Origin of the sequence: Serratia sp. CY43202 (assembly GCF_052168755.1) — a bacterium.
Taxonomy (GTDB): domain Bacteria; phylum Pseudomonadota; class Gammaproteobacteria; order Enterobacterales; family Enterobacteriaceae; genus Serratia; species Serratia bockelmannii.
On the sequence record NZ_JBJNMB010000011.1, the window covers coordinates 186,209 to 210,329 of the forward strand.

Annotated in this window: 26 protein-coding genes and 1 tRNA gene; 8 read left to right on the top strand and 19 right to left on the bottom strand. The window is 60.4% G+C overall.

Going from position 1 to position 24,121, the window contains the following annotated elements; genetic code table 11:
• The first annotated feature begins 84 nt into the window (after nt 1-84).
• Genes cybB through ACJ8J5_RS21995 form a run of 4 tightly spaced genes read left to right on the top strand, consistent with a single transcriptional unit; the run spans nt 85 to nt 3,842 of the window.
• Nucleotides 85-609, top strand: a complete 525-nt coding sequence (gene cybB / locus ACJ8J5_RS21980; RefSeq protein ID WP_080271280.1) for a cytochrome b561 — start codon at nt 85-87, stop codon at nt 607-609.
• A 53-nt stretch (nt 610-662) separates the two neighbouring features.
• Complete coding sequence (locus ACJ8J5_RS21985) at nt 663-1,949, top strand: hypothetical protein (RefSeq protein WP_414104806.1); 1,287 nt, start codon at nt 663-665, stop codon at nt 1,947-1,949.
• Nucleotides 1,946-3,121 (top strand): hypothetical protein, encoded by a 1,176-nt coding sequence (locus tag ACJ8J5_RS21990; protein WP_261425569.1) that lies wholly within the window; start codon nt 1,946-1,948, stop codon nt 3,119-3,121. The genes ACJ8J5_RS21985 and ACJ8J5_RS21990 overlap by 4 nt, the downstream gene beginning before the upstream one ends.
• A 16-nt stretch (nt 3,122-3,137) precedes the next feature.
• On the top strand, nt 3,138-3,842 hold the full coding sequence (locus ACJ8J5_RS21995; RefSeq protein WP_261425570.1) for a hypothetical protein: 705 nt from the start codon (nt 3,138-3,140) through the stop codon (nt 3,840-3,842).
• Nucleotides 3,843-3,845: 3 nt separating this feature from the next.
• Here the strand turns inward: ACJ8J5_RS21995 and ACJ8J5_RS22000 are convergent, their stop codons facing one another.
• Nucleotides 3,846-4,961, bottom strand: a complete 1,116-nt coding sequence (locus tag ACJ8J5_RS22000; protein WP_414104807.1) for a hypothetical protein — start codon at nt 4,959-4,961, stop codon at nt 3,846-3,848.
• A 486-nt stretch (nt 4,962-5,447) separates the two neighbouring features.
• Between ACJ8J5_RS22000 and ACJ8J5_RS22005 the strand changes: the two genes are divergently transcribed.
• Nucleotides 5,448-5,981, top strand: a complete 534-nt coding sequence (locus ACJ8J5_RS22005; RefSeq protein ID WP_043135545.1) for a hypothetical protein — start codon at nt 5,448-5,450, stop codon at nt 5,979-5,981.
• Nucleotides 5,982-6,032: 51 nt separating this feature from the next.
• On the opposite strand, the gene ACJ8J5_RS22010 is transcribed toward ACJ8J5_RS22005, so the two are convergent.
• The 7 genes from ACJ8J5_RS22010 to gpt all read right to left on the bottom strand — a co-directional run bounded on the left by ACJ8J5_RS22010 (nt 6,033) and on the right by gpt (nt 11,496).
• Nucleotides 6,033-6,251 carry a TM2 domain-containing protein gene (locus ACJ8J5_RS22010; RefSeq protein ID WP_015376761.1) on the bottom strand — a complete coding sequence of 73 codons (219 nt, stop codon included), beginning with the start codon at nt 6,249-6,251 and terminating at the stop codon, nt 6,033-6,035.
• A 194-nt stretch (nt 6,252-6,445) separates the two neighbouring features.
• Nucleotides 6,446-6,521 (bottom strand) — tRNA-Thr (locus ACJ8J5_RS22015).
• 182 nt (nt 6,522-6,703) lie between these two features.
• Entirely contained in the window at nt 6,704-7,957 is a 1,254-nt protein-coding gene (proA, locus tag ACJ8J5_RS22020) for a glutamate-5-semialdehyde dehydrogenase (protein ID WP_015376739.1), read from the bottom strand.
• A 9-nt stretch (nt 7,958-7,966) separates the two neighbouring features.
• Nucleotides 7,967-9,070: a glutamate 5-kinase gene (gene proB, locus ACJ8J5_RS22025; protein ID WP_015376738.1), complete on the bottom strand. Its 1,104-nt coding sequence runs from the start codon at nt 9,068-9,070 to the stop codon at nt 7,967-7,969.
• Nucleotides 9,071-9,186: 116 nt separating this feature from the next.
• Entirely contained in the window at nt 9,187-9,588 is a 402-nt protein-coding gene (crl, locus tag ACJ8J5_RS22030; protein ID WP_004930258.1) for a sigma factor-binding protein Crl, read from the bottom strand.
• A 60-nt stretch (nt 9,589-9,648) separates the two neighbouring features.
• Nucleotides 9,649-10,896, bottom strand: coding sequence for an esterase FrsA (gene frsA, locus ACJ8J5_RS22035; protein WP_021504999.1), 1,248 nt, complete (start codon nt 10,894-10,896; stop codon nt 9,649-9,651).
• A gap of 141 nt (nt 10,897-11,037) precedes the next feature.
• A complete protein-coding gene (gpt, locus tag ACJ8J5_RS22040) occupies nt 11,038-11,496 on the bottom strand; it encodes a xanthine phosphoribosyltransferase (protein ID WP_025301674.1) in 459 nt (152 codons plus the stop codon).
• Nucleotides 11,497-11,833: 337 nt separating this feature from the next.
• Between gpt and pepD the strand changes: the two genes are divergently transcribed.
• The gene (gene pepD / locus ACJ8J5_RS22045; RefSeq protein ID WP_049206247.1) at nt 11,834-13,294 is read left to right on the top strand and encodes a beta-Ala-His dipeptidase; all 1,461 of its coding nucleotides are present in this window, start codon (nt 11,834-11,836) and stop codon (nt 13,292-13,294) included.
• Between the two features lie 41 nt (nt 13,295-13,335).
• On the opposite strand, the gene dinB is transcribed toward pepD, so the two are convergent.
• Nucleotides 13,336-14,397 (bottom strand): DNA polymerase IV, encoded by a 1,062-nt coding sequence (dinB, locus tag ACJ8J5_RS22050; RefSeq protein WP_025301672.1) that lies wholly within the window; start codon nt 14,395-14,397, stop codon nt 13,336-13,338.
• Nucleotides 14,398-14,580: 183 nt separating this feature from the next.
• Between dinB and ACJ8J5_RS22055 the strand changes: the two genes are divergently transcribed.
• Nucleotides 14,581-15,477 carry a glycerophosphodiester phosphodiesterase family protein gene (locus tag ACJ8J5_RS22055; RefSeq protein ID WP_414104849.1) on the top strand — a complete coding sequence of 299 codons (897 nt, stop codon included), beginning with the start codon at nt 14,581-14,583 and terminating at the stop codon, nt 15,475-15,477.
• Nucleotides 15,478-15,545: 68 nt separating this feature from the next.
• Here the strand turns inward: ACJ8J5_RS22055 and ACJ8J5_RS22060 are convergent, their stop codons facing one another.
• The gene (locus ACJ8J5_RS22060; protein ID WP_197833132.1) at nt 15,546-15,965 is read right to left on the bottom strand and encodes a putative T6SS immunity periplasmic lipoprotein; all 420 of its coding nucleotides are present in this window, start codon (nt 15,963-15,965) and stop codon (nt 15,546-15,548) included.
• A gap of 4 nt (nt 15,966-15,969) precedes the next feature.
• On the bottom strand, nt 15,970-16,503 hold the full coding sequence (locus tag ACJ8J5_RS22065) for a type IV secretion protein Rhs (RefSeq protein ID WP_206196042.1): 534 nt from the start codon (nt 16,501-16,503) through the stop codon (nt 15,970-15,972).
• Between the two features lie 216 nt (nt 16,504-16,719).
• Between ACJ8J5_RS22065 and ACJ8J5_RS22070 the strand changes: the two genes are divergently transcribed.
• The gene (locus tag ACJ8J5_RS22070) at nt 16,720-16,941 is read left to right on the top strand and encodes a hypothetical protein (RefSeq protein WP_197833134.1); all 222 of its coding nucleotides are present in this window, start codon (nt 16,720-16,722) and stop codon (nt 16,939-16,941) included.
• Nucleotides 16,942-16,973: 32 nt separating this feature from the next.
• Here ACJ8J5_RS22070 and nqrM read toward each other — a convergent pair whose 3' ends face one another.
• From nqrM to ACJ8J5_RS22110, 8 genes are read right to left on the bottom strand one after another with little or no spacing between them, the layout of a single operon-like run.
• On the bottom strand, nt 16,974-17,201 hold the full coding sequence (gene nqrM, locus ACJ8J5_RS22075) for a (Na+)-NQR maturation NqrM (RefSeq protein WP_004930244.1): 228 nt from the start codon (nt 17,199-17,201) through the stop codon (nt 16,974-16,976).
• Nucleotides 17,202-17,208: 7 nt separating this feature from the next.
• Entirely contained in the window at nt 17,209-18,240 is a 1,032-nt protein-coding gene (locus ACJ8J5_RS22080; protein ID WP_197811575.1) for an FAD:protein FMN transferase, read from the bottom strand.
• A complete protein-coding gene (nqrF, locus tag ACJ8J5_RS22085; protein ID WP_043135532.1) occupies nt 18,241-19,464 on the bottom strand; it encodes an NADH:ubiquinone reductase (Na(+)-transporting) subunit F in 1,224 nt (407 codons plus the stop codon). It lies immediately after the preceding gene.
• A gap of 15 nt (nt 19,465-19,479) precedes the next feature.
• Nucleotides 19,480-20,076: an NADH:ubiquinone reductase (Na(+)-transporting) subunit E gene (nqrE, locus tag ACJ8J5_RS22090; protein ID WP_004930235.1), complete on the bottom strand. Its 597-nt coding sequence runs from the start codon at nt 20,074-20,076 to the stop codon at nt 19,480-19,482.
• A 6-nt stretch (nt 20,077-20,082) separates the two neighbouring features.
• Nucleotides 20,083-20,712 carry an NADH:ubiquinone reductase (Na(+)-transporting) subunit D gene (locus ACJ8J5_RS22095; RefSeq protein ID WP_004930232.1) on the bottom strand — a complete coding sequence of 210 codons (630 nt, stop codon included), beginning with the start codon at nt 20,710-20,712 and terminating at the stop codon, nt 20,083-20,085.
• Nucleotides 20,705-21,499: a Na(+)-translocating NADH-quinone reductase subunit C gene (locus ACJ8J5_RS22100; protein WP_334274220.1), complete on the bottom strand. Its 795-nt coding sequence runs from the start codon at nt 21,497-21,499 to the stop codon at nt 20,705-20,707. Before ACJ8J5_RS22100 ends, ACJ8J5_RS22095 begins: the two co-directional genes overlap by 8 nt.
• A complete protein-coding gene (locus ACJ8J5_RS22105; protein ID WP_016928991.1) occupies nt 21,489-22,730 on the bottom strand; it encodes an NADH:ubiquinone reductase (Na(+)-transporting) subunit B in 1,242 nt (413 codons plus the stop codon). Before ACJ8J5_RS22105 ends, ACJ8J5_RS22100 begins: the two co-directional genes overlap by 11 nt.
• Before the next feature lie 4 nt (nt 22,731-22,734).
• Nucleotides 22,735-24,084, bottom strand: coding sequence for a Na(+)-translocating NADH-quinone reductase subunit A (locus ACJ8J5_RS22110; protein ID WP_265536281.1), 1,350 nt, complete (start codon nt 24,082-24,084; stop codon nt 22,735-22,737).
• Nucleotides 24,085-24,121: the final 37 nt, after the last annotated feature.

The window sequence follows — 24,121 nt, forward strand, 5'->3', positions numbered from 1 at the left end:
GCGCTTTCCTCCGGTGTAACATTTCGTTACCATCGACGCACAGACCCTTTAACATCAAAAGGTAACCCGGTGCAGAACACCTACATGCCGTGGCAAATTCGCCTGCACTGGCTGGTGGCGATCCTGCTGGTCATCACCTGTGTCACCATCGAGCTGCGGGGCTTTGCCGAACCGGGCAGCGCCCCTTGGTACGTGCTGGTTGTCACCCACTTCAGCTGCGGCGTAACGGTATTTGCGCTGATGATCGCCCGCCTGTTCCTGCGCTGGCGCCACCCCTCGCCCGCCATCGCGCCCAAACCGCCGAAGTGGCAAACCGGCCTGGCGCACCTGACGCACACCCTGATCTACCTGCTGCTGCTGACGCTGCCGGTGCTGGGGGTCTATTCGCGCTATCTGGGGGGCAAAGAGTGGTATCTATTCGGCCTGCCGATGCCGTTCGCCGACGTGGCCGATCGGCCGCAGGCGCGGGCGATTATCGGCTGGCACAAAACGCTGGCGTCATTCGGCTACTGGCTGATCGGCCTGCATACCGCCGCCGCGCTGTTCCACCACTATATCGTCAAGGACAATGCGCTGGTGCGCATGCTGCCACTGATGAAAAAGCGCTGACCATCCGGCGCCAGGGATGAATTTTCGGGCCACGCCTGCTGACAGGGAATGATATGCAAACCCAATTTTTTCATGTGACCGTCGAGCAATGCGCTTGCCAACAGACGGCGCCCGACAATCTGGTGAGGATCATCGCCTCCGGCCAGACGTTCTTTTTTTATCGCGATGACTTCAGCGACAGCGAAAATCTGCTGGCCAGGCTCGCCGCCGGCGATCGGGTGAAGATCGGCGCCCACCGCCTGCGGGACGGCAGCTACTGGCTGCACTGGCTGCTGCACGGCACGAAAGGCCGGCTGGAGCCTGACAGAACGCTGAAATATAAGCTGAAATACTTCGCCCTGCTGCTGCTGGGCGCGGCGCTGGCCGGCGGTTTCCCGGCGGCCTTTTTCATCATGGACCGGGAAGATTCCTGGCTGACCATCGTCCTGTTCTTTATCGCCATCATCGCCGGCCTTATCGGCATCGGCATGGTGCTGTTCGTCGGTTCGGAGCTCCTGTTGATTGCGCACCGCGGCCGCAGGCGCCTGCTCAGAGCGCTGGATCGCGTGCTGCAGGGGCAAGACGTCACGCCGCCCGGCTCGCTCAGCCTGAAAATCCCCGGCATCAGATACCGGGCCGTCCGCGCAGACGCCGCGCCAGTGCCCGCAACGCCACAAACCGAGTTCCCCCTCCCCGAGGGCGTCGAGGCCTCCGGCATAGAGACGGTCAACGCCCTGAGCTACGAACTCTGCCACTATGAGATCCCGCGGCAGGTGCAGTATTTGGACACCTATGCGTGGCGCCAGAAGGAGACGCACTTCGCGTTGACGACCCGCGCGCTCAACGTCCCCAATACCAAACTGCACCCGGTATTTCGTCGGCAACATCCGCTTTTCATCGCCAAAGGCGATCCGCTGCAGGTGCTGTATTGCGAAAACGACACCGTCCCCGAGTTGCCGACGGTGCGTGGGATCATCAATCATCGCGATCGCCAAACCTATCTCATCGGCGGCAGCCGCTACTTCACCGAAGCCGGCCTTAACCTGTGCGCGCGCGTTGTCTTCATTTTTGGGGCAATCGTGGCGTGTTTTGTGCTCGGCATGACGGTGGTGGATAACGCCGATACCCCGGCGGGCTTTTACCTGGATGCCTGGACCCTGAAGCGCCTCGGCAGTGAATTGCCGCCGATTATTCTGCTGCTGATGCTGATGGTCAGCGGCCTGGCGCTGCTGATCGAGGGTTTCGCCCAGATCTGTCGCCTGTACTCTTTTGACCAGCACCGCACGTTTAAAACGTTTAAATACCTGCGCAATCTGCGCCGCAGGCTATGGCGGCAGGAGCAGGTGACGGAGCTGAAATGATGACGTTAGCGCTTTATAAAAGACCCCTTATTATCCTGACGCTGTTTTTGGCCAGCGCGCTGGGCGTCTATTTGCTCGCCCCTGAGCAACGCTATGCGCAGTGGCAATGGACTCGGGGCGACCAGGCGTTGCCGACGATAGCCCGGTACGATCTCATCCACAGCTACCCGGCGCCGGACGGCGCCCTGCTGCTCACCAGCAAAAGAAGTGAAGACCGCGCGTACAACAGCTTTTACGGTTGGGCGGCCAACTACCTCAGCCAGGTGCTGTTTGCCGGCCCAAAAGGGTTAAAGATGCTGGGGGAACTCGACGACTTGATCCACGATGCGGTTTGCGGCGAGCAGGAGTGCGTGCTTTTTCTCTCTGAGGGCCGCAGACTGGTTGATGTGCAACGGGGTACCATCGGGGCGCTGATCCCCTGGCCGGAGGGCGACGACAACCGACCTTCCTTTGTCGGCGGCAAACTGGTGGCGCAACCGGGAAAACGCGCGCTGTATCTCATCAGCACCGAAGGCGTATTCTACAGCCCGGACTTCGGCGCCCATTGGCGGCAGACGCTGGATCTGCCGGCGCTGCTGGACGCGCGGCAACTGCTGGGCTTTGAGCGCGGCGAGGAGGAGTCACCGACGGCTTACGCCTCCGGTAAGCGCAAATCCGTACCCGAGATATTCACCGCCATTGATGGCGACCGCGTGCATTTCTGGATGAACCCGGTGCTCGGATCTGGCGCGTTACACATCGCCGTTAACGGTAAAACCGGCGAGGTGATTGAAATGCATTGGCTGTTGGTGCGCGTGGAGGAAAGCGCGCAAGCCCCGGACGGCGGCATCTACCTGATCGCACAAACGCTGGACAGAGGGCTGTATCAGCTTCTGCGTTATCAATCCGACGGGCAGTTGAAGGTGCTGCTGGAGACCGGCGATAAATCGCTGTATCAGCTCTGGGCGGGCAACGATAAGCTGGTCGCCCAAACGGATAACGGCGATGCGCGTCTTTCGCTGATTTTCGATCTGCGCTCATCCGACGTGCACTACCGACAGCCGTTGGAGTACCGGTACAACGGGCGCGACGACGCGCGCCAAACCGTGATCGAACCAGAAAGCCACTATGACGATGACGGGGAGATCCCGGCGCTGCCCTACTTCGTTCGCTATCGCTCCACCACGCCGTGAACATAAGGAACTTGCCATGCTGTTAGGTTATGGCGCCGGCGCCGCAGGATTGCTGGCGCTGTTGTTGGCCCTGCTGCTCGCCGGCATCCTGATCGTCTGGTGGGGCCGGCGCTACATCGCCGCCCGTTGCGGCCGACCGCGACCGCCGCTCTCCTGGGGCGGCTATCTGCTGGCCTCGGCGCTGGCGGTCTACCCGGTGGCGTGCGCGCTGATGCTGATCGGCATGGCCATCCAGGACATCAAGAGCCAGCGGGCGGAAGATCGTTGGAATCAACGCAGCTACCTGACGCTCGACGAGGCAAAGCCGTTCGGTGAAACGACGCTGCCGAAAGGCAGTTGGGTAAACCGCCAGGATCCACGCCTGCCCGGCACCGAAGACAGCCCTATCACGATGAACGGCGTGACCGCTGTGCGTTTTCCTCAGCCGCAGAGCGTGGCCGGCGTGCCGATCATCGCCTTCGAGGTTTTACCGCCGGTGATGGAGCTGGCAGGTGCGCATACCTTTACCCGCCCGAGCGGCCAAAGGGTGCACTGCGAAGCGGGTTGGCTGGTCTCTTTCTCTTTACCGCCGGATAAGCCGACCCCGCAGTGGGAGGAGTGGCAGGCCGGGCTGCCTGCGGCGGCGTTTCGGCCCAGCGACTGGATCTTTAGGGAGTGCTTCTCCGGCAGTCCGATCGCGGTGCTGACCTTGCACAACGGCGAAGTCAGGGTGCTGCCCTAAGCCTTACGCCGTGGCGTTGGGCAAACGCACGGTCACGCGGTTATTGGCCGTGGGCAGCTGCAGCGGCGTTTCCTGCCAGCTCACCGCGATAACCAATACCGGCGGGGCCGGCACGCGCGGCTCACGCCCGTCGGGCCCCACGCTGTAGGCATCCCATTCAATCACAAACACCCCGCCGTCTTGCGGCTCGACCCGCTCGACGAAAAAGGTGGTGTCCGAACCGCGCCCGCCCGCCGGTTTATGTGCATAAGAGAGCAGGCTGAACCACTCGCCGGCGAAGTACAGATGGTAAAGGCCATCGACGATATGCTCGCCGTGGAACTGGCAGCCGCCGACGCTCAAGCCGCAGCCCGCTGGGGATCCCGCCACGCGTTCGAGATCGCGCACGAAGCGATCGGTCGGCCGGTTATCCAGCAACAGCTCATAAGGCGGCGCGTGCAGCAGCGCGGCAGGATCGTCCGCCAGGCGCAGATTCGCCGGCAACATCAAGCGCGCCGCCAGCACCCGGCCGTTGGGCAAGGCGATCTCCAGACGATCGGCCGGATCCTCTGTCCACGGCGGCACCCACAGACCGCGCACAAGGTGCAACGGCGTAGCCTCCGCCTGCCGACACCTCGCCCGCAGCCGCGCCAGCGCCTCGGCGGTACCGACGGCCAGCGCGTCCTGCTCGCGATCGGTCAATGCCGGCAGCGCGTACATCATCCGGGCAGCAGGCTCGTACACCGTCAGCCCCTCACCCTCGCGGCCGCGGGTCGGGATCAGGCGCAGCTTGCCGTCGTCCACGTCCTGCGGCGCGGCACAGGCGCCATGCACAATCGCCCCGTCGCGCAGCAGCAGCGTCCAAAAATTGGGGCCGCCCATGCCCAGTTCCCCCACGCCGCCAATCTGCCGATCGCTGTCGCCGGCGTGCGCCATCTCAATCGGCTGCGAACGCCAGTCGGTCTTGCGCCACTCTGCGGCCTCTTCGGGGTCTTGCACGCCTTTAGCGGCGTGCTTCGCCCATTGCAGCACGGCAAACAGCGCGATGCACAGCACGCCGAAAATCGGGTGATCCTGCCAAATCAACCCCCAACCGACGATCAAAAAGGCCCAGGCGGCCATGGCGATATCCTTTTCCACGAGAAAACCGCCTGATTCTAGCGCAGGAAACGCAAAGGGTTGAAGCCTATGCCATGAATAATTAGCCGTTAAATAGAAAGATAATAATTTCAGCGTTATTTCTGTGACTACAAAGATCACATAAATAACGCTTCAAAGAGTGATTTGAACGTAGAAAAGACAACTCCCTGTATCTCAATGCAATATTCGCAACCCTATTAAAAACCAAAAGATAAAAGGGAAAAAAAACTGCAGTAATTTGTGCATATTCTAAACATTGACTATGTTTATACATACTCTTTATATGCAGGTAAACAGACTGAAAAACAAAAGAGAAAGGCTCCCAATATAATTAAACAAACCTCGCATACCGCGTGGGTGAAACGCTATTAATTATAAAAATTCCGAGGGTATTTTATCTCCGCGGAACGGGTCACTTTGCATTTTATCGGGCCAATAGGCTACACACCGCAATTAATACCATTATTAGCATTCCGGAGACCGACAATGAAAATCGTTACGGGCATTATCCTTACCTCTGTGGCCGCCTTCAGCGGCGCGGCTTACGCGGCCGATGCGCAGCCTACCACAGGCAGCGCGGAAGTGACGCTGGAACACGTGCACGCCGTGATGGAAAACGGCAGCCCGGCGCCACAGCACGACGCCGCCTGCCAAAAAGAACTTTCCATGCCGGAATCGAAATATATCGGCATGAAGGTTAAAACCGATTACAGCATCAACAGCAGCACCATGATGATGTCGGCCAAATCGATGTTCCCATCGCCAAATGACAAACAGCCTATGGAACTGACGGTCGATCTCTCCGCGCTGGGCCTGGCGGATGTGTATGCCTTCGGCGCCTTTAAACCGGCCGCGTTGCCGCAGGCCTATATTTATTTCACCATCGACAAAGATTTTAAAAATCCGGTCAGCACCTTTATGATCATCAACCAAGGCAAGCAATATAACTGCGTGATCTCCAGCTCGAATAAAATGATGAGTAAAGAGATGCGCGGCAAGATGATGATGAAGAAACAGTAACGGAATGAAAAACGGCGCTTCCCTTAACAGGAGGCGCCGCCAGAAAACGCGTTAAATCAGACCCGGATTGTATTTCTGGTTGAACTTCTCTTCCGATTGGAACAGATAAATAATGCCTTCGATAAAGCCGACAATCGCCGGGATCCCCGTCCAGCAGAACAGCAGGTAGAACAGCCCCCACCATTTCATCCCTAAGTAAAACTTGTGAATGCCCAGCCCACCCAGGAAGATGGCCAGCAGGGCCGCCGCGAGCTTGTCTTTTCTGCTCATAGTGCACTTCTCCTTACTTCTCACCGAACCACCGGCATGCCTAAAAACGGATGCCGCTCCACAGAGCGCCGCATCGCAATGCTTGAGGAGAAAACATTCACCCATCAAGACTCAACAGGGGTAATTATAACAGTGATTAATTAAACGGTTGTTTAACCGACGAAAAGGTAAGCAAAGGGAATCTGAAGGAGAGATGGTGCCGATAATAGGAGTCGAACCTACGACCTTCGCATTACGAATGCGCTGCTCTACCAACTGAGCTATATCGGCATCGAGCCGGGCCTGCGGGGCAAGCCGGAAGTGCGTTGAACAAGGTAGACCTGTGCGTGAAATGAGTCAATAGCCGCCGGGGCGTTTGGTTGTTTTGCAAACAGCCGAACTGCAGCTACGCTGCAAAAAAAATCAGGGCGCAGCCCGCTGCGCCCTGACGTCTTTACTACCGCAATGCGGCCTTAGCTGCGCACCAGATCGTCGCCGTAGCCAATCCACTTGTAGGTGGTCAGCGCATCCAGGCCCATCGGGCCGCGGGCGTGCAGTTTCTGGGTGCTCACCGCCACTTCCGCGCCCAGGCCGAACTGGCCGCCGTCGGTGAAGCGGGTGCTGGCGTTGACGTACACCGCCGAGGAGTCCACCGCGCGCACGAAATGCTCGGCGCTGCTGAGCGAACGGGTGAGGATCGCGTCGGAGTGGTTGGTGCCGTGAGTGCGGATGTGGTCGATGGCCTGATCGATATCGTCCACCAGCAGCACGTTCAGATCCAGCGACAGCCATTCATCGTCGTAATCTTCCGCGTTCACCGGCACCACCGTCGCCGGGCCGCCCTGCAGCAGCGGCAGCGCGTTTTCCGCCGCGTGCAGCGTCACGCCCGCCGCCGCCATTTTGGCGCTCAGCGCCGGCAGGAACTCGGCGGCGATGCTGCGGTTCACCAGCAGCGTCTCCAGCGAGTTACAGGCGCTCGGGCGCTGGATCTTGGCGTTTTCAATCACCGTCAGCGCCTTGTCGAAATCGACGTCGGCGTCCACGTAGGTGTGGCACACGCCGATGCCGCCGGTGATCACCGGGATGGTCGATTGCTCGCGGCACAGCTTGTGCAGGCCGGCGCCGCCGCGCGGGATCAGCATGTCGACATAGCGATCCAGGCGCAGCAGTTCGTTCACCAGCGCGCGATCCGGGCTGTCGATCGCCTGCACCGCCGCCGCCGGCAGGCCGCACTGTTCTAGCGCCTGCTGGATCACTTTCACCGTCGCCTGGTTGGTGTTGTGCGTCTCTTTCCCGCCGCGCAGGATCACCGCGTTGCCGGTTTTCAGGCACAGGCTGGCGACGTCGATGGTGACGTTCGGCCGCGCCTCGTAAATCACGCCGATCACGCCGAGCGGCACCCGGCGGCGCTCCAGCTTCAGCCCGCTGTCCAGCAGGTTGCCGTCCAGCACATGGCCGACCGGATCGTTCAGGCGGCATACCTGGCGCACGTCGTTGGCGATCGCCGCCAGCCGCGCCGGGGTCAACAGCAGGCGGTCGAGCAGCGCTTCGCTCATGCCGGTGGCGCGCGCCTGCGCCATGTCTTGTTCATTCGCCAGCAGGATCGCTTCACTGTTGGCTTCCAGCCTGTCGGCCATCACCGACAGCACCTGATTTTTCTTCGCCGTGCTCAGCACCGCCAGCTGCCAGGAGGCCTGCTTGGCGGCCTTCCCCATCTGCTCCAGCATGCTCACTCCTTAACTGACAATCATATCGTCGCGGTGCACTGCCACCGGACCGTATTCATAACCGAGGATCTCGCTGATTTCCTGCGAGTGGTGCCCGGCGATCATGCGCATCGCGTCGCTGTTGTAGCGGCTGACGCCGTGCGCCAGATCGCGCCCCGCCAGGTTACGGATGCGGATCACTTCGCCGCGCGAGAAGTCGCCCTTCACTTCGCGGATGCCCTTCGGCAACAGCGAGCTGCCGCGCGCCATCATCGCTTCCACCGCGCCGTCGTCGACGGTGATCTCGCCGGCCGGCGGCGCGCCGAAGATCCAGCGCTTGCGGTTTTCCAGCGGGGTTTCCAACGCGTGGAAACGGGTGCCCACCGGCTTGCCTTCGATCACGTCCGCCACCACGCCCGGCTTGCTGCCGGCGGCGATCACTACGTCGATGCCGGCGCGGCAGGCCACGTCGGCCGCCTGCAGTTTGGTGCCCATGCCGCCGGTGCCCAGACCGGAGACGCTGTCGCCGGCGATGGCGCGCAGCGCGTCGTCGATGCCGTGCACTTCACGGATCAGTTCGGCCTGCGGATTGTTGCGCGGATCGGCGGTGTAGAGGCCCTGCTGATCGGTCAGCAGCAGCAGTTTGTCGGCCCCGGCCAGAATGGCCGCCAGCGCCGACAGGTTATCGTTGTCGCCCACCTTGATTTCGGCGGTGGCGACGGCGTCGTTCTCATTGATTACCGGCACGATGCGGTTATCCAGCAGCGCCGTCATGGTGTCGCGCGCGTTGAGGAAGCGCTCGCGGTCCTCCAGATCGGCACGCGTCAGCAGCATCTGCCCGACGTGAATGCCGTAAATGGAGAACAGCTGTTCCCACAGCTGGATCAGCCGGCTCTGCCCTACCGCTGCCAGCAGCTGCTTGGAGGCGATGGTGGCGGGCAGCTCGGGGTAGCCCAGGTGTTCGCGCCCGGCGGCGATGGCGCCGGAAGTGACGATGACAATGCGGTGGCCCGCGGCGTGTTGCTGCGCACATTGGCGCACCAATTCGACAATGTGGGCGCGGTTCAGACGCAGCGATCCGCCGGTCAACACGCTGGTGCCCAATTTCACAACCAATGTCTGGCTGCCGTTCATAGTATTTCTGCCGTGTGTAATGATGAGAAGAAGAGTGCAAAGGTCTTTGTAACAGGAGAGACGCGTTATGCCAACAGGCACAACGCGAAATCAGCACAATACGTGGTCAAACGGGGTCAGGCGGAGAGTTTGATCAGTTTTTCTTTGAAATCGTCGGCGGGTTCCAGCCCCAGTTCCATGGTCGCCAGCAGCTCGCCCAGGCGGCGATGGAAGTCGCGCAGGGTGTCTTCCAGCTTGGCGTTTACTTCATCATCCTTAATGTTTTGCGCCGTCCAGTCGCCTTCCTTGTCGAACAGGCCGAATTGGTACGAATAGGTGAAGCGCGCCTCTTCCGCCTGAAGCTCCATCCACCAGCCCCAGAACTCACGCTTCTCCGGAGCGGGCTTTACATTGACGCAGACGGCCAAACAATCAAAGAAAAAACGGTCGTTTTCACATTGCCCTTCACGCAGGTACGGCCCCAAGCTGGCAAAACGTTTCATTAGTCGGCTTTTAGGGTGACCACTCGGTAACGTCATTCTCTAACCTCCTCAATGTAGACCACTCTTTTTAACAAACTGTTAAAATTTAGCAACTAATTAACGCATTTTGTCCCTCAGCCAACCGGACATCTGCAGCAACGCCCGGTGGAAGCTGTCGTACACCGGGGTGCGCGGGATGGCGACCAGCTTGCCGCTCACCGAGGAGGTGACGATCAGCTGCGACTCCTCTTTCGGGCTGAGCGTATCGCGCTCCCAGTAGCCGGAGATCATCGGCGTCGGGCAACGGCGCCCCAGCAGCCCCTGCATTTTCAGCGAGTAGCTGTTCAGCTCCACCTTCAGCACGTTGTCCGAGGCGTTAGCCATGCCCATGCGGCTGGCCAGCACGTCCATATACATGTCCGGCACGTTCAACTGGGTGCTGCTGTCGCACAGCAGGCGATGCACCACCGGCCCCAGGCAGGCTACGCCGCGCAGCCGCTGCGGCTCCAGATAGGCCAGCCGCACCGCCACGTTGGCGCCGAAGCGGAAGCCGAAGGCGCTCACCCGCTGATGATCCACCCACGGCACCGAGGCCAGCTGGATCAGCACCTGTTGGTGCAGGTAGCTGGAGTCCTGCGTCAGCTTCCATTTGCACGAAGAACCGATCGACGGCATATCGAGCGTCAGCATGGCGATGCCGTGCGGCGCCAGGTAGTCGCGGAACAGGCGATGATAGTCGGTCTGCAGCGTATCGAGGCTGCCGCACATCAGCACCGTCGGGAACGGCGCCTCGCCCTTCTCCGGCATGTGCAGGAAACCGGTGACGCTGCCGCCGCCTTCGATGCGGAACTCCAGCTCTTTCAGCTGATACGGCAGCAACAGCGCCGCCTCTTCGTAAGCGCGGTTGGCGAGCATCTCCGCCTGTTCGGCCAGCTCGTCGCCCTTCAGGTGCGGGTAACCGGCGATGCTGTACAGGCTCGCGGCCTTCAGCCAGTACTCGCCGCCGAGCAGCGGATCCTGCTGTTCCGTCGCCCGCTGCTGCCACTGCATGCCCTGATGGATCCACTCGTAGATCCAGTTGCCGTTGCGGTAGCCCACCACGGTATCCAGCCGCTGCGGATTGCTGCGTTCGGCGTCAGAGGCGGCGATGCGCGCCAACACTTCGTGGATTTCGATCGGGCTGACGCCGCGCCAGGCCCACAGCAACGGATTCAGCATGCGATACCAGCTGCCGGTGGTGTCGCCTTCTAATGCGGAATGCATGGCGGCGCTCACTTTGTTGCGCGCGCGCAGCACCAGCGTCGAGGTTTCAGGGTGTTTGAATTTGGGCTTGAAAAGAATTTCAGAAAGGTTGGCCTGTGCCATGGTAACAACAGCCTCCGTAAATCTGGCGATAGGCCGCAAAAGGCCTACTTAACTGGAGGTAGTGTACCTAACTCTGGCGGGATAAACCAAGATAACGCAAACGCCCGGCATAACCGGGCGTTGGGCTGGAACTGGCTGGGCTTAGCGGCCGCCGATCGGGGGAACGAAGCTGACGCCCATGTCCCACGGCTGTTCGATCCAGGTATCCTGCGGGATGTCGACTTCGTAGTCGTCCACCAGCGGACGGCCCGCCGGCTTGGCGAAGATGGTGACGAAATGCGCTTTCGGGTACATGTCGCGGATCGCTTTCGCGGTGCCGCCGGTATCCACCAGATCGTCCACCACGATGAAGCCTTCACCGTCGCCTTCGGCGCGCTTGAGCACTTTCATTTCGCGTTGGTTGTCATGGTCATAGCTGGAAATGCAGACGGTATCCACATAGCGGATGCCCAGTTCGCGCGCCAGCAGGCCCGCCGGTACCAGACCGCCGCGGCTTACGGCAATGATGCCTGTCCATTTGTCGGCAGGCAGCAGGCGGTGCGCCAGCTTGCGTGCGTGCATTTGCAGCATATCCCAGGTAACAACGTATTTTTCGCTCATAGAATCGTGTCCCAGCCGGCGGTGAAGCGGCTTATTTGTAGTTCAGGGGAAAAAAGGTTGCGCGAGATTATAGAGACTGGCCGCGTTGAATTCCAGCTGTACCGAGGAAAACCTCGCGATTTCCGCCGGGCGGCTTTTCGGTGATTGATGCTGAAAAAGCGAGCGTTCCCGCAGCGAAGCCATGTGATCAAGCGCTTAAACCGCACAATACGGGGGGCGCACCGCCGGAAATAAAGTGATATTCTCTGACGATCGTGCCACGACGCACAGATACCCGCTCACCTTAACCGCGCGGCATGCCCGTCCTGTCGGAGCCTGCCGTCACAGGAGACTTATAGTGTCTGAATTGTCTCAGCTTTCGCCACAGCCGCTGTGGGATATTTTCGCCAAGATCTGTTCTATCCCGCACCCTTCTTATCATGAAGAAGCGCTGGCGCAGCACATCCTCACCTGGGCCAAAGAAAAGAACCTGCACGCCGAGCGTGATCAGGTCGGCAATATCCTGCTGCGCAAACCAGCCACCAAAGGCATGGAAAACCGCAAGCCGGTGGCGCTGCAAGCGCACCTGGACATGGTGCCGCAAAAGAATAACGACACCGTGCACGACTTCGCCAAGGATCCGATCCAGCCTTATATCGCCGGCGAGTGGGTGAAAGCGCGCGGCACCACGCTGGGCGCCGACAACGGCATCGGCATGGCCTCCGCCCTGGCGGTGCTGGCCGACGACAGCGTTGAGCACGGCCCGCTGGAAGTCCTGCTGACCATGACCGAAGAAGCGGGGATGGACGGCGCCTTCGGGCTGCAGCCGAACTGGCTGCAGGCGGATATCCTGATCAATACCGATTCCGAAGAAGAAGGCGAAATCTACATGGGTTGCGCCGGCGGTATCGACTTCATCACCACCCTGCCGCTGCAGCGCGAAGCGGTGCCGGCCGGTTACCAAACCCTGAAGCTGACCCTCAAGGGCCTGAAAGGCGGCCATTCCGGCGCCGAGATCCACGTCGGGCTGGGCAACGCCAACAAACTGCTGGCGCGCTTCCTGTTCGCCCATGCGGCGGCGCTGAACCTGCGCGTGCTGGACCTGAACGGCGGCACCCTGCGCAACGCCATCCCGCGTGAAGCCTCCGCGGTGGTAGCGGTGCCGGCGGACAAGGCCGACGCACTGAAAGCGCTGAGCCAGGAGTTCCTGGCCGTGCTGCAGAACGAACTCTCCGCCAAAGAGAAGAACATCACCGTGCTGTTGGAGCCGACCACCAGCGCTTCGCTGGCGCTGAGCGCCGACAGCCAGCAGCGCTTCCTGGCGCTGCTGAACGGCACGCCGAACGGCGTGATCCGCATGAGCGACGCGGTGAAAGGCGTGGTGGAAACCTCGCTGAACGTCGGCGTGGTCACCACCAGCGAAAACGAAGCGGAAATCATCTGCCTGATCCGCTCCCTGATCGACAGTGGCAAAGACTACGTGGTCGAGATGCTGACCGCGTTGGGCCAGCTGGCCGGCGCTAAAGTGGCGCCGAAGGGCGGCTACCCGGGCTGGCAGCCGGACGCCGACTCGCCGGTGATGCACCTGGTGCGCGAGCTGTATCAGGATCTGTTCGACAAGACGCCGAACATCATGGTGATCCACGCCGGTCTGGAATGCGGTCTGTTCAAAAAGCCATATCCAAACATGGACATGGTATCGATCGGGCCAACCATCACCGGCCCGCATTCGCCGGATGAGCAGGTGCATATCGAAAGCGTCGGCCTGTACTGGAAGCTGCTGACCTCGTTGCTGAAAGCAATCCCTGAGCGCGCGTAATCTGCACGCTTAACGCAAAAAGCCGGCGACCGCCGGCTTTTTTATTCCCACGACAGCGCCAGCTGCCGCTCCAGCTGCGGATCGAGCAGCGTCACATGCAACCCCACCAGCCGCACGCCGCGCCCTTCGCGCCGCTCGCGCCACGCCTGCCGCGCCACCTCCAGCAAATCCTGCCGGTTCAGCACCGGGAACACGTGCTCCTGGGTGGTTTGCTGAAAATCCTGAAACTTCAGCTTCACGCCCTGCCGGGCGATGTGCAGATCCGGCTTCACCTTGCGCAGCCGCATCTCCAGCTCAGGATAGAGTTTGTCGATAATCAGCGTTTCGCAGTCTTCCCAGTCGTGAATATCCTCCGCCAGCGTGCGCTCCACCCCCACCGATTTGCGCAGCCGCTCAGGAGAGATTTCGCGCCGATCGATGCCCTGACAGCGCTCCCACAGCACCCGGCCGAACTTGCCGAAGCGCTTGAGCAGCTGCGCCAAATCGTATTGCTGCACGTCGGCGCAGGTGATAAGCCCCACTTCCTCCAGCCGCTTGGCGGTCACCTTGCCAACGCCGGGGATCTTGCTGAGCGGCAGCTGCTGCAAAAACGCCGGCACCTGCGCCGGCGTGATCACGTATTGCCCGTTCGGCTTGTTCATCTCGGAGGCGATTTTGGCGAGAAACTTGATTGGCGCGATGCCGGCCGACGCGGTGAGGTTCAGTTCGTCGGCGATCGCTTGGCGGATCTCCTGGGCGATCAGCGTCGCCGAACCGTTGCATTGCGGGCTGTCGGTCACGTCGAGATAGGCTTCATCGAGCGACAGCGGCTCGATCAGCGGGGTATAGCGGGCGAAGATTTCGCGGATGTGCAGCGAGGCCTCTTTGTAGGCCGCCATGCGCCCCGGCAGCAGGGTGAGATGCGGGCACAGCTTGAGCGCCATCGCCGTGGACATGGCGCTGTGCACGCCGTAGCGCCGCGCCGGATAGTTGGCGGTGCTGATCACCCCGCGGCGATCGGCGCTGCCGCCAATCGCCAGCGGGATATCGCGCAGGCTGGGATCGTCGCGCATTTCCACCGCTGCGAAGAAGCAGTCCATATCGACATGAATGATTTTACGCATCGCACCCTCCAGTAACACTGTATAAGTATACAGTCAGATACCGAAAGCTCAAGGCCGCAGAGCTCGAGGAAAGCGGCGTTTCTGACAGATATTTCCGCGTTGTTAAAAAAGCTTAATTTTTCAATAGTATGATTTCCGCCATCCCGTGCGGCTCACCACAACGATAACGACAAGGTACCCTACATGATCAGATTTTCTTCTTTGCTGCTGGCTTCCGCGCTGTCGCTGAGCGCGCTGGCGGCCAGCGCCACCGCCGGTCATGCGCCGGCGATCGTCGCCCATCGCGGCGGCACCGCCGATGCGCCAGAAAACACTCGCATCGCCATCGAAACCGCGCTGAAAAACGGCGCCGACGCCATCTGGATCACCCTGCAAGAATCCAAAGACGGCATCATCGTGCTGTATCGCCCCTCGGACCTGAAAGCGCTGACCAACCGGCAGGGTCCTGTTTCTGCCTATACCACCGCGCAGCTGGCCGAGACCGACGCCGGTTGGGCCTTCGCCAAGGGTGACGCACACCCGTTCCGCGGCCAGGGTATCGGCATTCCACGGCTCGACGACGTGCTTAAAGCGTTTCCGCACGTCACTTTTTATCTGGACATCAAATCCCCGGACGCCGATCCGGCGCAGTTTGGCCAAACGCTGCTGGCGACGTTGCAAAGCACCGACAGCCTGAACCGCATCCGCGTCTACTCTACCGACGCCAAATACCTGCAGGCGCTGCCGCCGGCCATCCCGCGCTTTGAAAGCCGCGACGAAACCCGCACGCTGCTGGCCAACGTCACCATGGCGCACCAGTGCGACGTCAAACCGGACAACCGGCAGCCGCGCTGGTACGGGCTGGAGCTGAAGCGCGAGGTGGAAGTGGTGGAGAAATATACCCTCGGCGAAGGGCGTTCGAAGGCGTTTCTGACCTGGGATAAAGAGTCGATGGACTGTTTCCGCTCGCAGGGCCCGGCGCACATTATCCTGTTCGGCGTCAACTCGCCGCAGGAATATCAGCAGGCGCTGGCGCTGGGCGCTGACGGCGTGATGGTCAACTCACCGGCCGAGGCGAAAAGCTTCCGCAAGGCGAAATAAAAAACCCGGCTAACGGCATAAGGCGGTTCGACAAACCCGCCTTATGCCCGTATGGCTTTCAACATCCGTTAGCGAGCAGGAACCACCTGGATGGTGCTATTTTCATTGCGAACACTAAACCCAGCGCCGAATAGCCGGGCGGCAGGCTCAAGACCATTACTTCGTTTATCCCGCGACAACAGCGTCACCGATACCCCGTAAGACTTCCCGCCTTCGAATTTATAGTTATCGTCGGGAATGCACGTAGCCGCGGTGAGCGCAGGCATCTCGTTATCCGCGAAGTGCTTGCCGAAGACAGCATTGGCGTTGCCGATTTCTTCGATAATGACGCCAGCCAAGCGCTCGTCCCCTTCTGGTTGAACCCGCACACAAACGTGGTTATCAACGACAGTGACGTTGGCCGCGTAGTTTTTTGGCCTCGGATCGTTCATGTGCATGCAGCCGGCGAGCAACAAAGTTAGCGTTCCAACCAAAATAATGCGGTTCATCCTGTTACCTCTGCTTAAGAAACTGAGAAAGCGCATATTCGTATTTTCTGGCGATCGTTTTATCCGTTACGCCCTGAAAATTCACGCCATTGTTAATCGCACCCAGCCAGATAGTGTAACCATACTTCTTCAGGAACCAATAATCAGCGATGATAGAAGCTTGCTGTTCCATGGAGTAGTTATGCAACAGCTGTTTACCATCGAGTCGATATTTGTATTCAGCAGCCCAACTCAATAACCCTCGGGTTCTCACCCACATACCTTTTTGGTGCTGCCAGACATGGCTCATTTCGTGGATAAATACATGCTGGAAACCTGCAGCGGCCGTGGAAAAATCAGCCTTATATAAGGCTTGTCTAAACCAGACTTCTCCGTTGGGTGCCATCGCCGTTCTGCTGGCTTGCAGCCCAAACGGCAGATAGCTATCGCAGTGAACAAACACTTTCTCATAGAAAACTGACCTGCCAAACACGGAACGGGCCAAATTAATTTCACCCACCGTTAACACCCGTTTTATCCCTTCTTGTTGTTGTCCCATCCTGGAACTCCCTAAATCCAAAATAAACCTAATGAGACGATATTTTAACCAATCGAGTCAACAGACTAACCTGCTGAGAACTATCAGGAAGATCCGAATGATTCTAAAATGAGAGATGTATCAACCTTACGATTTAATCCTGAGCAAAATTAAAGATTACGATGGGCGTTTTAGCGATTTCTTTAAATCAAAAGAAGTCTGGTTCTGGCAGGTGATATGAAACGGATAGCAGCAATTATTGTCGGTGCGATAATAGGTATTGGCCTCATGCTCATGGCTTTTCCCTTTCTCTCAGACTGGATTATTGGCCACGTTGAGGGCGAGGATCAGATGTCGGCTAACTTCAAGTTGCTGGCGATTGGCCTGATGTTGTGCTGTTTCATGGGCGGTGCACTCGGTAATCTGGCCTATTCAAAATCAAATAACTCCCCCAAATAAAAAACCCGGCCAAGGCCGGGTTTGCGCTACAGCTAAAGAATGCGGTGCTTGTCCAACTGCTCGCGCCGCTGCGCCGCTTTGGCTTCGCGCTTTTTGCGCGCATCGCACGGCTCCGGGCAGTCGCAGACTTTCTCCATGCCCAGCGCGGTGATGCCGCCGCAGCTGCCCTGCAGGCTTTTGCGTTTGAACACATAGCCCAGCGACATCCCGCCGACGATCAGCAGAAACAACACGAAAGTAGCGGCGAATACCGTCAACATAGCAACCTCACGAACGCTTTTTCAGATAGGGCTTGAACGCGTCTGAGTAACGCTCCTCAAACCCGTCGGCGGTTTTCACAATCATGAACACCGGGATACCGAGCAGGTTGGCCAGCGCCAGGCCGCGCTCCGGCCCCATCACGTTCAGGCCGGTGGACAGGCCGTCGGCGGTCATGCAGGTCGGGCTCAGCACGGTGATCGACACCAAACGGTGGTGAATGGGTCGGCCGGTGACCGGATCGATGGTGTGCGAATAGCGCACCCCGTCCTGCTCGAAGTAGTTGCGATAGTCACCCGAGGTAGCGATCGACATCTCCCCCGGCTGGATCACCAGCTGCGCCTGCTGTTGCGTACCGGCGGTCGGGCGCTCGATGGCGATGCGCCACGGCTTTTGCTCGCCGTTATGCCCGCGCGTGCGCACCTCGCCGCCGATATCCACCATGTAGTTCTTCACATGCCGGGACTGCAGATATTCCGCCACCACGTCCACGCCATACCCTTTGGCGATCGACGACAGATCGACATACAGCTCGGGGATGTTTTTCACCAGCGCGTTGCCCTGCACCGACAGCTTATCGGCCCCGGTCCAGGCGCGACGGTGCGCCAGCTCCGCCTCGCTCGGCACTTTATCCGGCCGCCCTTCCGGGCCGAAGCCCCACAGGTTGACCAGCGGCCCGACGGTCACGTCCAGCGCACCGTCGGTGACGCGGTTGATGCGAAGCGCTTCGCGCACCACCTCGGCGGTGGCCGGCGAAACCGGGAACGGCCGGTCAATGTCGCGGCTGGCGTTGAAGCGGCTCAGCTCGGAGTCCGGCCGGTAGGTGGACATCTGGTCGTTCACCTGCTCCAGCCGTTTGTCGATCTCCGCCTGCATCTCGCGCGCCGACGGCGTATCGTCACCGGTCACGTAACGGATCGAATACGAGGTGCCCATGGTTTTACCCGTCAGGTCCACCTGTTCCGGCCCACAGCCGGTCAGCAGCAGGGTGGCGCTCAGCGCCACGCCCGTCAGCCAGTTTTTCATCGCCAATGCGCGCATTTAGCCACCAAAGTCATCCAGCATGATGTTTTCGTCTTCGACGCCCAGATCTTTGAGCATCTTGATCACCGCGGCGTTCATCATCGGCGGCCCGCACATGTAAAACTCGCAGTCCTCCGGCGCCGGGTGGTTCCTCAGGTAGTTCTCCAGCAGAACATTATGGATAAAGCCGGTGTAACCGGTCCAGTTATCTTCCGGCTGCGGATCCGACAGCGCCACGTGCCAGGTGAAGTTTTCGTTCTCCGCCTGCAGCTGGTTGAAGTCGTCTTCATAGAACATCTCGCGCAGCGAACGCGCGCCGTACCAGAAGGTGATCTTGCGCTTCGAGTTCAGGCGCTTGAGCTGGTCGAAGATGTGCGAACGCATCGGCGCCATGCCCGCGCCGCCGCCGATGAAGATCATTTCGGCGTCGGTGTCCTTGGCGAAGAACTCGCCGAACGGCCCGGAGATGGTCACCTTATCACCGGCTTTCAGCGACCAGATATAGGAAGACATGATGCCCGGCGGCACGTCCGGATTGTTCGGCGGCGGCGTGGCGATACGCACGTTGAGCATGATGATGCCCTTCTCTTCCGGGTAGTTGGCCATCGAGTAGGCGCGCACCGTGGTGTCGTTCACCGTCGAGCGGTAGCGGAACAGGTTGAACTTGTCCCAGTCGCCGCGATACTCCTGCGGCACGTCGAAGTCGGCGTAGCTGATGTCGTGCGCCGGTGCTTCGATCTGGATAAAGCCGCCCGCGCGGAACGGCACGTCCTCGCCATCGGGGATCTTCAGCTTCAGCTCTTTGATAAAGGTGGCTTTGTTATCGTTGGAGATAACCTCGCACTCCCATTTCTTCACGCCGAAGATCTCTTCCGGCAGCTCGATCTTCAGGTTCTGCTTCACGTTCACCTGGCACGCCAGGCGGCACCCTTCTTTCGCTTCGCGCTTGTTGATGTGCGAAAGCTCGGTCGGCAGGATATCGCCGCCGCCCTCTTTGATCACCACCCGGCACTGGCCGCAGGAACCGCCGCCGCCGCAGGCCGAGGAGACGAAGATCCCCTGGCTGGAGAGCACGTTGAGCAGCTTGTCGCCCGCCGGCGCATGGAAGCTCTTATCCAGATCGCCGTTGATCTCCACCGCGATGTCGCCGGTATTCACCAGCTTCGATTTGGCGAACAGGATCAGCAACACCAGCACCATCACGATGGTGGTGAACATGGCTACGCCTAAAATAATTTCCATAAATTCTTCCCGCCTTTACAACTGAACACCGGAGAAGGACATGAAGCCCAGCGCCATCAGTCCGGTGGTGATAAAGGTAATGCCCAGGCCGCGCAGCCCTGCCGGCACGTTGGCATACTTGAGTTTTTCGCGGATCCCCGCCATGGCGACGATCGCCAGCATCCAGCCGGTGCCGGAACCAAAGCCGTACACCACCGATTCTGCGAAGTTATAGTCGCGCTGCACCATGAAGGACACGCCGCCGAAGATGGCGCAGTTCACGGTGATGAGCGGCAGGAAGATGCCGAGCGCGTTATACAGCGACGGGAAGAAGCGATCGAGGATCATCTCCAAAATCTGTACCAGCGCCGCGATCACGCCGATGAAGGTGATGAAGTTGAGGAAGCTCAGATCGACGCCTTCCACCAGCGCGCCGTCGCGCAGGATCAGGTTGTAGACCAGGTTGTTCACCGGCACCGAAATGCCGAGCACGATGGTCACCGCGATGCCCAGGCCAAAGGCGGTCGAGACCTTCTTCGACACCGCCAGGAAGGTACACATCCCGAGGAAGAACGCCAGCGCCATGTTCTCGACGAACACCGCGCGCACAAACAGGCTGATATAGTGTTCCATCGGCCTTTACTCCTTTTCGATCTGCGCCGGCTTCAGGGTGCGCAGCACCCAGATCAGCAGGCCGATGATGAAGAACGCGCTCGGCGCCAGCAGGAACAGGCCGTTCGGCTGGTACCAACCGCCGTTCTGCACCGTTTCCAGCACCGGGACGCCGAACAGCTTGCCGGAGCCGATCAGCTCGCGCAGGAAACCGACCAGCACCAGGATCACCCCGTAGCCCAGCCCGTTGCCGATGCCGTCCATAAAGCTCTCGATCGGCGGCGACTTCATGGCGTAAGCCTCGGCGCGCCCCATCACGATGCAGTTGGTGATGATAAGGCCGACGAACACCGACAGCTGTTTGGAGATCTCGAACGCATAAGCACGCAGCAGCTGATCGACCACGATCACCAGCGAGGCGATGATCGCCATCTGCACGATGATGCGCACGCTGTTGGGAATATGGTGACGGATCAGCGAGATGAAGAAGCTGGAGAACGCGGTCACCAGCGTCACCGCAATGGTCATCACCACCGCCGTCTCCAGCTTGGTGGTCACCGCCAACGCAGAACAGACGCCCAACACCTGCAGGGCGATCGGGTTATTGTCGAACAGCGGCCCCAGCAGGACCCGCTTTATCTCTTTGGAATCAGCCATTTTTCAGCGCTCCTTCATGAACTTTTTTCAGGAACGGGCCGAAGCCGTGCTCGCCCAACCAGAAATCAAACGTATGCTGCACGCCGTTGGAGGTCAGCGTGGCGCCGGATAGGCCGTCCACTCCGTGCACATCCCCCTGACGTGCGCCGCCTTTCACCACGCGGATCGCCGGCTGGCCGTTGTCGTCGAACAGCTGCTTACCGACCCACTGCTGGCGCCAGGACGGATTCTCGACCTCACCGCCCAGCCCTGGGGTTTCCCCCTGGTCGTAGTAGGTGATGCCCTTGACCGTATTGCCGTCGTTATCCAGCGCCACGAAGGCGTACATCATCGACCACAGGCCGGTGCCGTATACCGGCAGCACAAGCTTGTTCACCTGGCCGCTTTCGTCGCGCACCAGGTAGATTTCCGCCTGGTTGCTGCGGCGCTTGATGCCGGCCGGATCGTCGCCCGCGGGCAACGCCACGCTTTTGGCGTCGTCGCGCAGCGCGGCGCCCAGATCGAACGCCGCCGCCTTGCCGGCGACAAACTCGCCGCTGTTCAGATCCACCAGGCGCGGTTCGATGCGCTCGCTGTACAGACGCTTGACCTGCTCGCTCTCCATTTTCGGCTGCAACAGGCCGGCTACGTCGAGAATATTGCGCTGCTTATCGAGCAGCTTTTGCTCCTGCTGTTTGGACTTCAGGCCGACGGCGGAGCCCGCCACCACCACTGAACACACCAGACACAGCAGCAGCACTACCAGCAGCGTTTTACCGATGCCGTCGTTTTTCGCTTCATTCGCCACGGGCTTTTCTCCGCTTGATGTTGGCCTGCACCACCAGGTAATCGAACAGCGGTGCGAACAGGTTGGCGAACAGGATCGCCAGCATCATGCCTTCCGGATAGGCGGGGTTGACCACCCGGATCAGCACGCACATCACGCCGATCAGAATGCCGTACCACCATTTCCCCTTGTTGGTGAAGGAGGCGGAAACCGGGTCGGTCGCCATAAAGATCATGCCGAAGGCGAAGCCGCCCAGCACCAGATGCCAGTACCACGGCATGGCGAACATCGGGTTGGTGTCCGAACCGATGGCGTTGAACAACAGGGCGGAAGCCACCATGCCGAGCATTACGCCGGCGACGATGCGCCAGGAGGCCACGCGGCCGAACAGGATTATCGCCCCGCCGATCAGGATCATCAGCGTGGAGACTTCACCGATGGAGCCGGGAATGTTGCCGAGGAAGGCGTCCAGCCAGCTGATGGACTGGCCGGTGGCCACGTTGCTCAGGCTGTGCGCCCCGCCAGCGCTCCACTGCGCCAACGGCGTCGCACCGGAGAAACCGTCCGCAGAGGTCCACACCAGATCGCCGGAGATCTGCGCCGGATAGGCGAAGAACAGGAAGGCGCGGCCGGCCAACGCCGGGTTGAGGAAGTTGCGCCCGGTGCCGCCGAAGATCTCTTTGGCCACCACCACGCCGAAGGTGATGCCCAGCGCGGCCTGCCACAGCGGCAGGGTCGGCGGCACGATCAGCGCAAACAGGATTGAAGTGACGAAGAAGCCTTCGTTAACCTCATGCTTACGGATAATGGCGAACAGCACTTCCCAGAAGCCGCCGACGACAAACACCACGGCGTATATCGGCAGGAAGTAACAGGCGCCCAGCACCATCTTACTGACCCAGCCGGCGTCGGCCGCCAGCGAGGCGCCTAGCCACTGCGCCAGACGATAATGCCAGTCGCCCGCCAGCACCTGTTGCAGCGCGTCGCCGCTGTACAGATGGTGCAGCGCCGGGATCGCCTGCTGGCCGACGTTGTACATGCCCCAGAACATCGCCGGGAACACCGCCAGCCACACCAGGATCATCATGCGTTTCAAATCGATGGCGTCACGCACGTGCGAAGCGCCGCGCGTCACCGTGCCGGGGGTGTAAAACACCGTGGTGGTCGCTTCATACAGCGGATACCACTTTTCCAGTTTGCCGCCCGGCGTGAAGTGATGCTCTATCTTCTCAAAATAATTCTTCAGGCCCATCGGGTTATCCTTCCTGCTCAATCTTGGTCAGCACCTCGCGCAGCACCGGCGCGTACTCATACTTGCCGGGGCAAACGAAGGTGCACAGCGCCAGATCTTCCTCGTCCAACTCCAGGCAGCCCAGCGCCTGCGCGCTGTCGCTGTCGCCCGCCAGCAGATCGCGCAGCAGCAGCGTCGGCAAAATATCCAGCGGCATCACCCGCTCGTAGTTACCGATCGGTACCATGGCGCGCTCGCCGCCGTTAGTGGTGGTCGAGAAGGCGAACAGTTTGTTCTTCAGGAAGTGGCCCAGCGTGGTGCGGGTAATGGAGAACTTGTTCGGCGAAGGCACGATCCAGCCGAACAGCTCTTTGTCGCGCCCTTCTTCCAGCACCGACACCTGCGAGTGGAAACGACCGAGCCAGGCGTTCGGCCCGGCGGCGTGCATGCCGTTCAGCACCGAACCGGAGATCACCCGGTTCTCGCCGTCTTTCAGGCGGCCGGCGGTCAGTTCCTCGAGGCTGGCCCCCAGGCGGGTGCGCAGCAGCGCCGGCTGCGCCACCTGCGGCCCGGCCAGCGCCACGACCCGGCGGGTATCGAGCTTACCGGTGGTGAACAGCGTGCCGATGGCGATGACGTCCTGGTAGCCGATGTGCCAAACGATTTTCTTCAGGCTGACCGGTTCAAGGAAGTGAATGTGGGTGCCCACCAGCCCGGCGGGATGCGGGCCGGCAAATTCGCTGTAGGCGATCTGCGGGCCGCTCTGCTGGCCAACGGAGGCGCCGGCGGCGTGGCATACGTGTACCTTGCCCGCCGTCAGACGCGCCAAGACCACCAGCCCGGCGTTGAACGCCGCCTGCTGCTCGGCGATGATCACCTGCGGATCGGCGGCCAACGGCTGGGTATCCATCGCGGTGACGAAAATGGCGCGCGGTTCGCTGCCGGGGCTCGGCGTTTTGCTGAATGGGCGGGTGCGCAGCGCGGTCCACAGGCCGCTGGCGATCAGTTCGCTCTCGACCTGTTCGCGCGGCAACTGGGCCAATTCCCCCAGCGGGTAGTGCGCGAACTCGAGCTGATCGTCGCCGCCGTTTTCCAGCGCAATCACCACCGATTGCAATACGCGCCGCTCGCCGCGGTTAATCGCAGCGATGCGGCCGCTGGCGGGAGCCGTGAAGAAAACCCCGGGGTTTTTCTTATCTTCGAACAACGCCTGGCCTTTCTTAACGGTATCGCCTTCCTGCACCAGCATGGAGGGACGCATTCCGACATACTCTTCCCCAAGCAGGGCGACATGCTGAATATTCGGGCCATCTTGGATCGCCTGAACCGGAGCCCCGGCTATCGGCAGATCTAACCCTTTTCTGATCTTAATCATAGGATTTATACGATGTAGTTGGGTTTACACGTCTGCC

Coding starts and splice junctions, on each gene's coding strand:
- cybB (WP_080271280.1), top strand. CDS start 85: ATGCCGTGGCAAATTCGCCTGCACTGGCTGGTGGCGATCCTGCTGGTC.
- ACJ8J5_RS21985 (WP_414104806.1), top strand. CDS start 663: ATGCAAACCCAATTTTTTCATGTGACCGTCGAGCAATGCGCTTGCCAA.
- ACJ8J5_RS21990 (WP_261425569.1), top strand. CDS start 1,946: ATGATGACGTTAGCGCTTTATAAAAGACCCCTTATTATCCTGACGCTG.
- ACJ8J5_RS21995 (WP_261425570.1), top strand. CDS start 3,138: ATGCTGTTAGGTTATGGCGCCGGCGCCGCAGGATTGCTGGCGCTGTTG.
- ACJ8J5_RS22005 (WP_043135545.1), top strand. CDS start 5,448: ATGAAAATCGTTACGGGCATTATCCTTACCTCTGTGGCCGCCTTCAGC.
- ACJ8J5_RS22010 (WP_015376761.1), bottom strand. CDS start 6,251: ATGAGCAGAAAAGACAAGCTCGCGGCGGCCCTGCTGGCCATCTTCCTG.
- proA (WP_015376739.1), bottom strand. CDS start 7,957: ATGCTGGAGCAGATGGGGAAGGCCGCCAAGCAGGCCTCCTGGCAGCTG.
- proB (WP_015376738.1), bottom strand. CDS start 9,070: ATGAACGGCAGCCAGACATTGGTTGTGAAATTGGGCACCAGCGTGTTG.
- crl (WP_004930258.1), bottom strand. CDS start 9,588: ATGACGTTACCGAGTGGTCACCCTAAAAGCCGACTAATGAAACGTTTT.
- frsA (WP_021504999.1), bottom strand. CDS start 10,896: ATGGCACAGGCCAACCTTTCTGAAATTCTTTTCAAGCCCAAATTCAAA.
- gpt (WP_025301674.1), bottom strand. CDS start 11,496: ATGAGCGAAAAATACGTTGTTACCTGGGATATGCTGCAAATGCACGCA.
- dinB (WP_025301672.1), bottom strand. CDS start 14,397: ATGCGTAAAATCATTCATGTCGATATGGACTGCTTCTTCGCAGCGGTG.
- ACJ8J5_RS22055 (WP_414104849.1), top strand. CDS start 14,581: ATGATCAGATTTTCTTCTTTGCTGCTGGCTTCCGCGCTGTCGCTGAGC.
- ACJ8J5_RS22060 (WP_197833132.1), bottom strand. CDS start 15,965: ATGAACCGCATTATTTTGGTTGGAACGCTAACTTTGTTGCTCGCCGGC.
- ACJ8J5_RS22065 (WP_206196042.1), bottom strand. CDS start 16,503: ATGGGACAACAACAAGAAGGGATAAAACGGGTGTTAACGGTGGGTGAA.
- ACJ8J5_RS22070 (WP_197833134.1), top strand. CDS start 16,720: ATGAAACGGATAGCAGCAATTATTGTCGGTGCGATAATAGGTATTGGC.
- nqrM (WP_004930244.1), bottom strand. CDS start 17,201: ATGTTGACGGTATTCGCCGCTACTTTCGTGTTGTTTCTGCTGATCGTC.
- ACJ8J5_RS22080 (WP_197811575.1), bottom strand. CDS start 18,240: ATGCGCGCATTGGCGATGAAAAACTGGCTGACGGGCGTGGCGCTGAGC.
- nqrF (WP_043135532.1), bottom strand. CDS start 19,464: ATGGAAATTATTTTAGGCGTAGCCATGTTCACCACCATCGTGATGGTG.
- nqrE (WP_004930235.1), bottom strand. CDS start 20,076: ATGGAACACTATATCAGCCTGTTTGTGCGCGCGGTGTTCGTCGAGAAC.
- ACJ8J5_RS22095 (WP_004930232.1), bottom strand. CDS start 20,712: ATGGCTGATTCCAAAGAGATAAAGCGGGTCCTGCTGGGGCCGCTGTTC.
- ACJ8J5_RS22105 (WP_016928991.1), bottom strand. CDS start 22,730: ATGGGCCTGAAGAATTATTTTGAGAAGATAGAGCATCACTTCACGCCG.
- ACJ8J5_RS22110 (WP_265536281.1), bottom strand. CDS start 24,084: ATGATTAAGATCAGAAAAGGGTTAGATCTGCCGATAGCCGGGGCTCCG.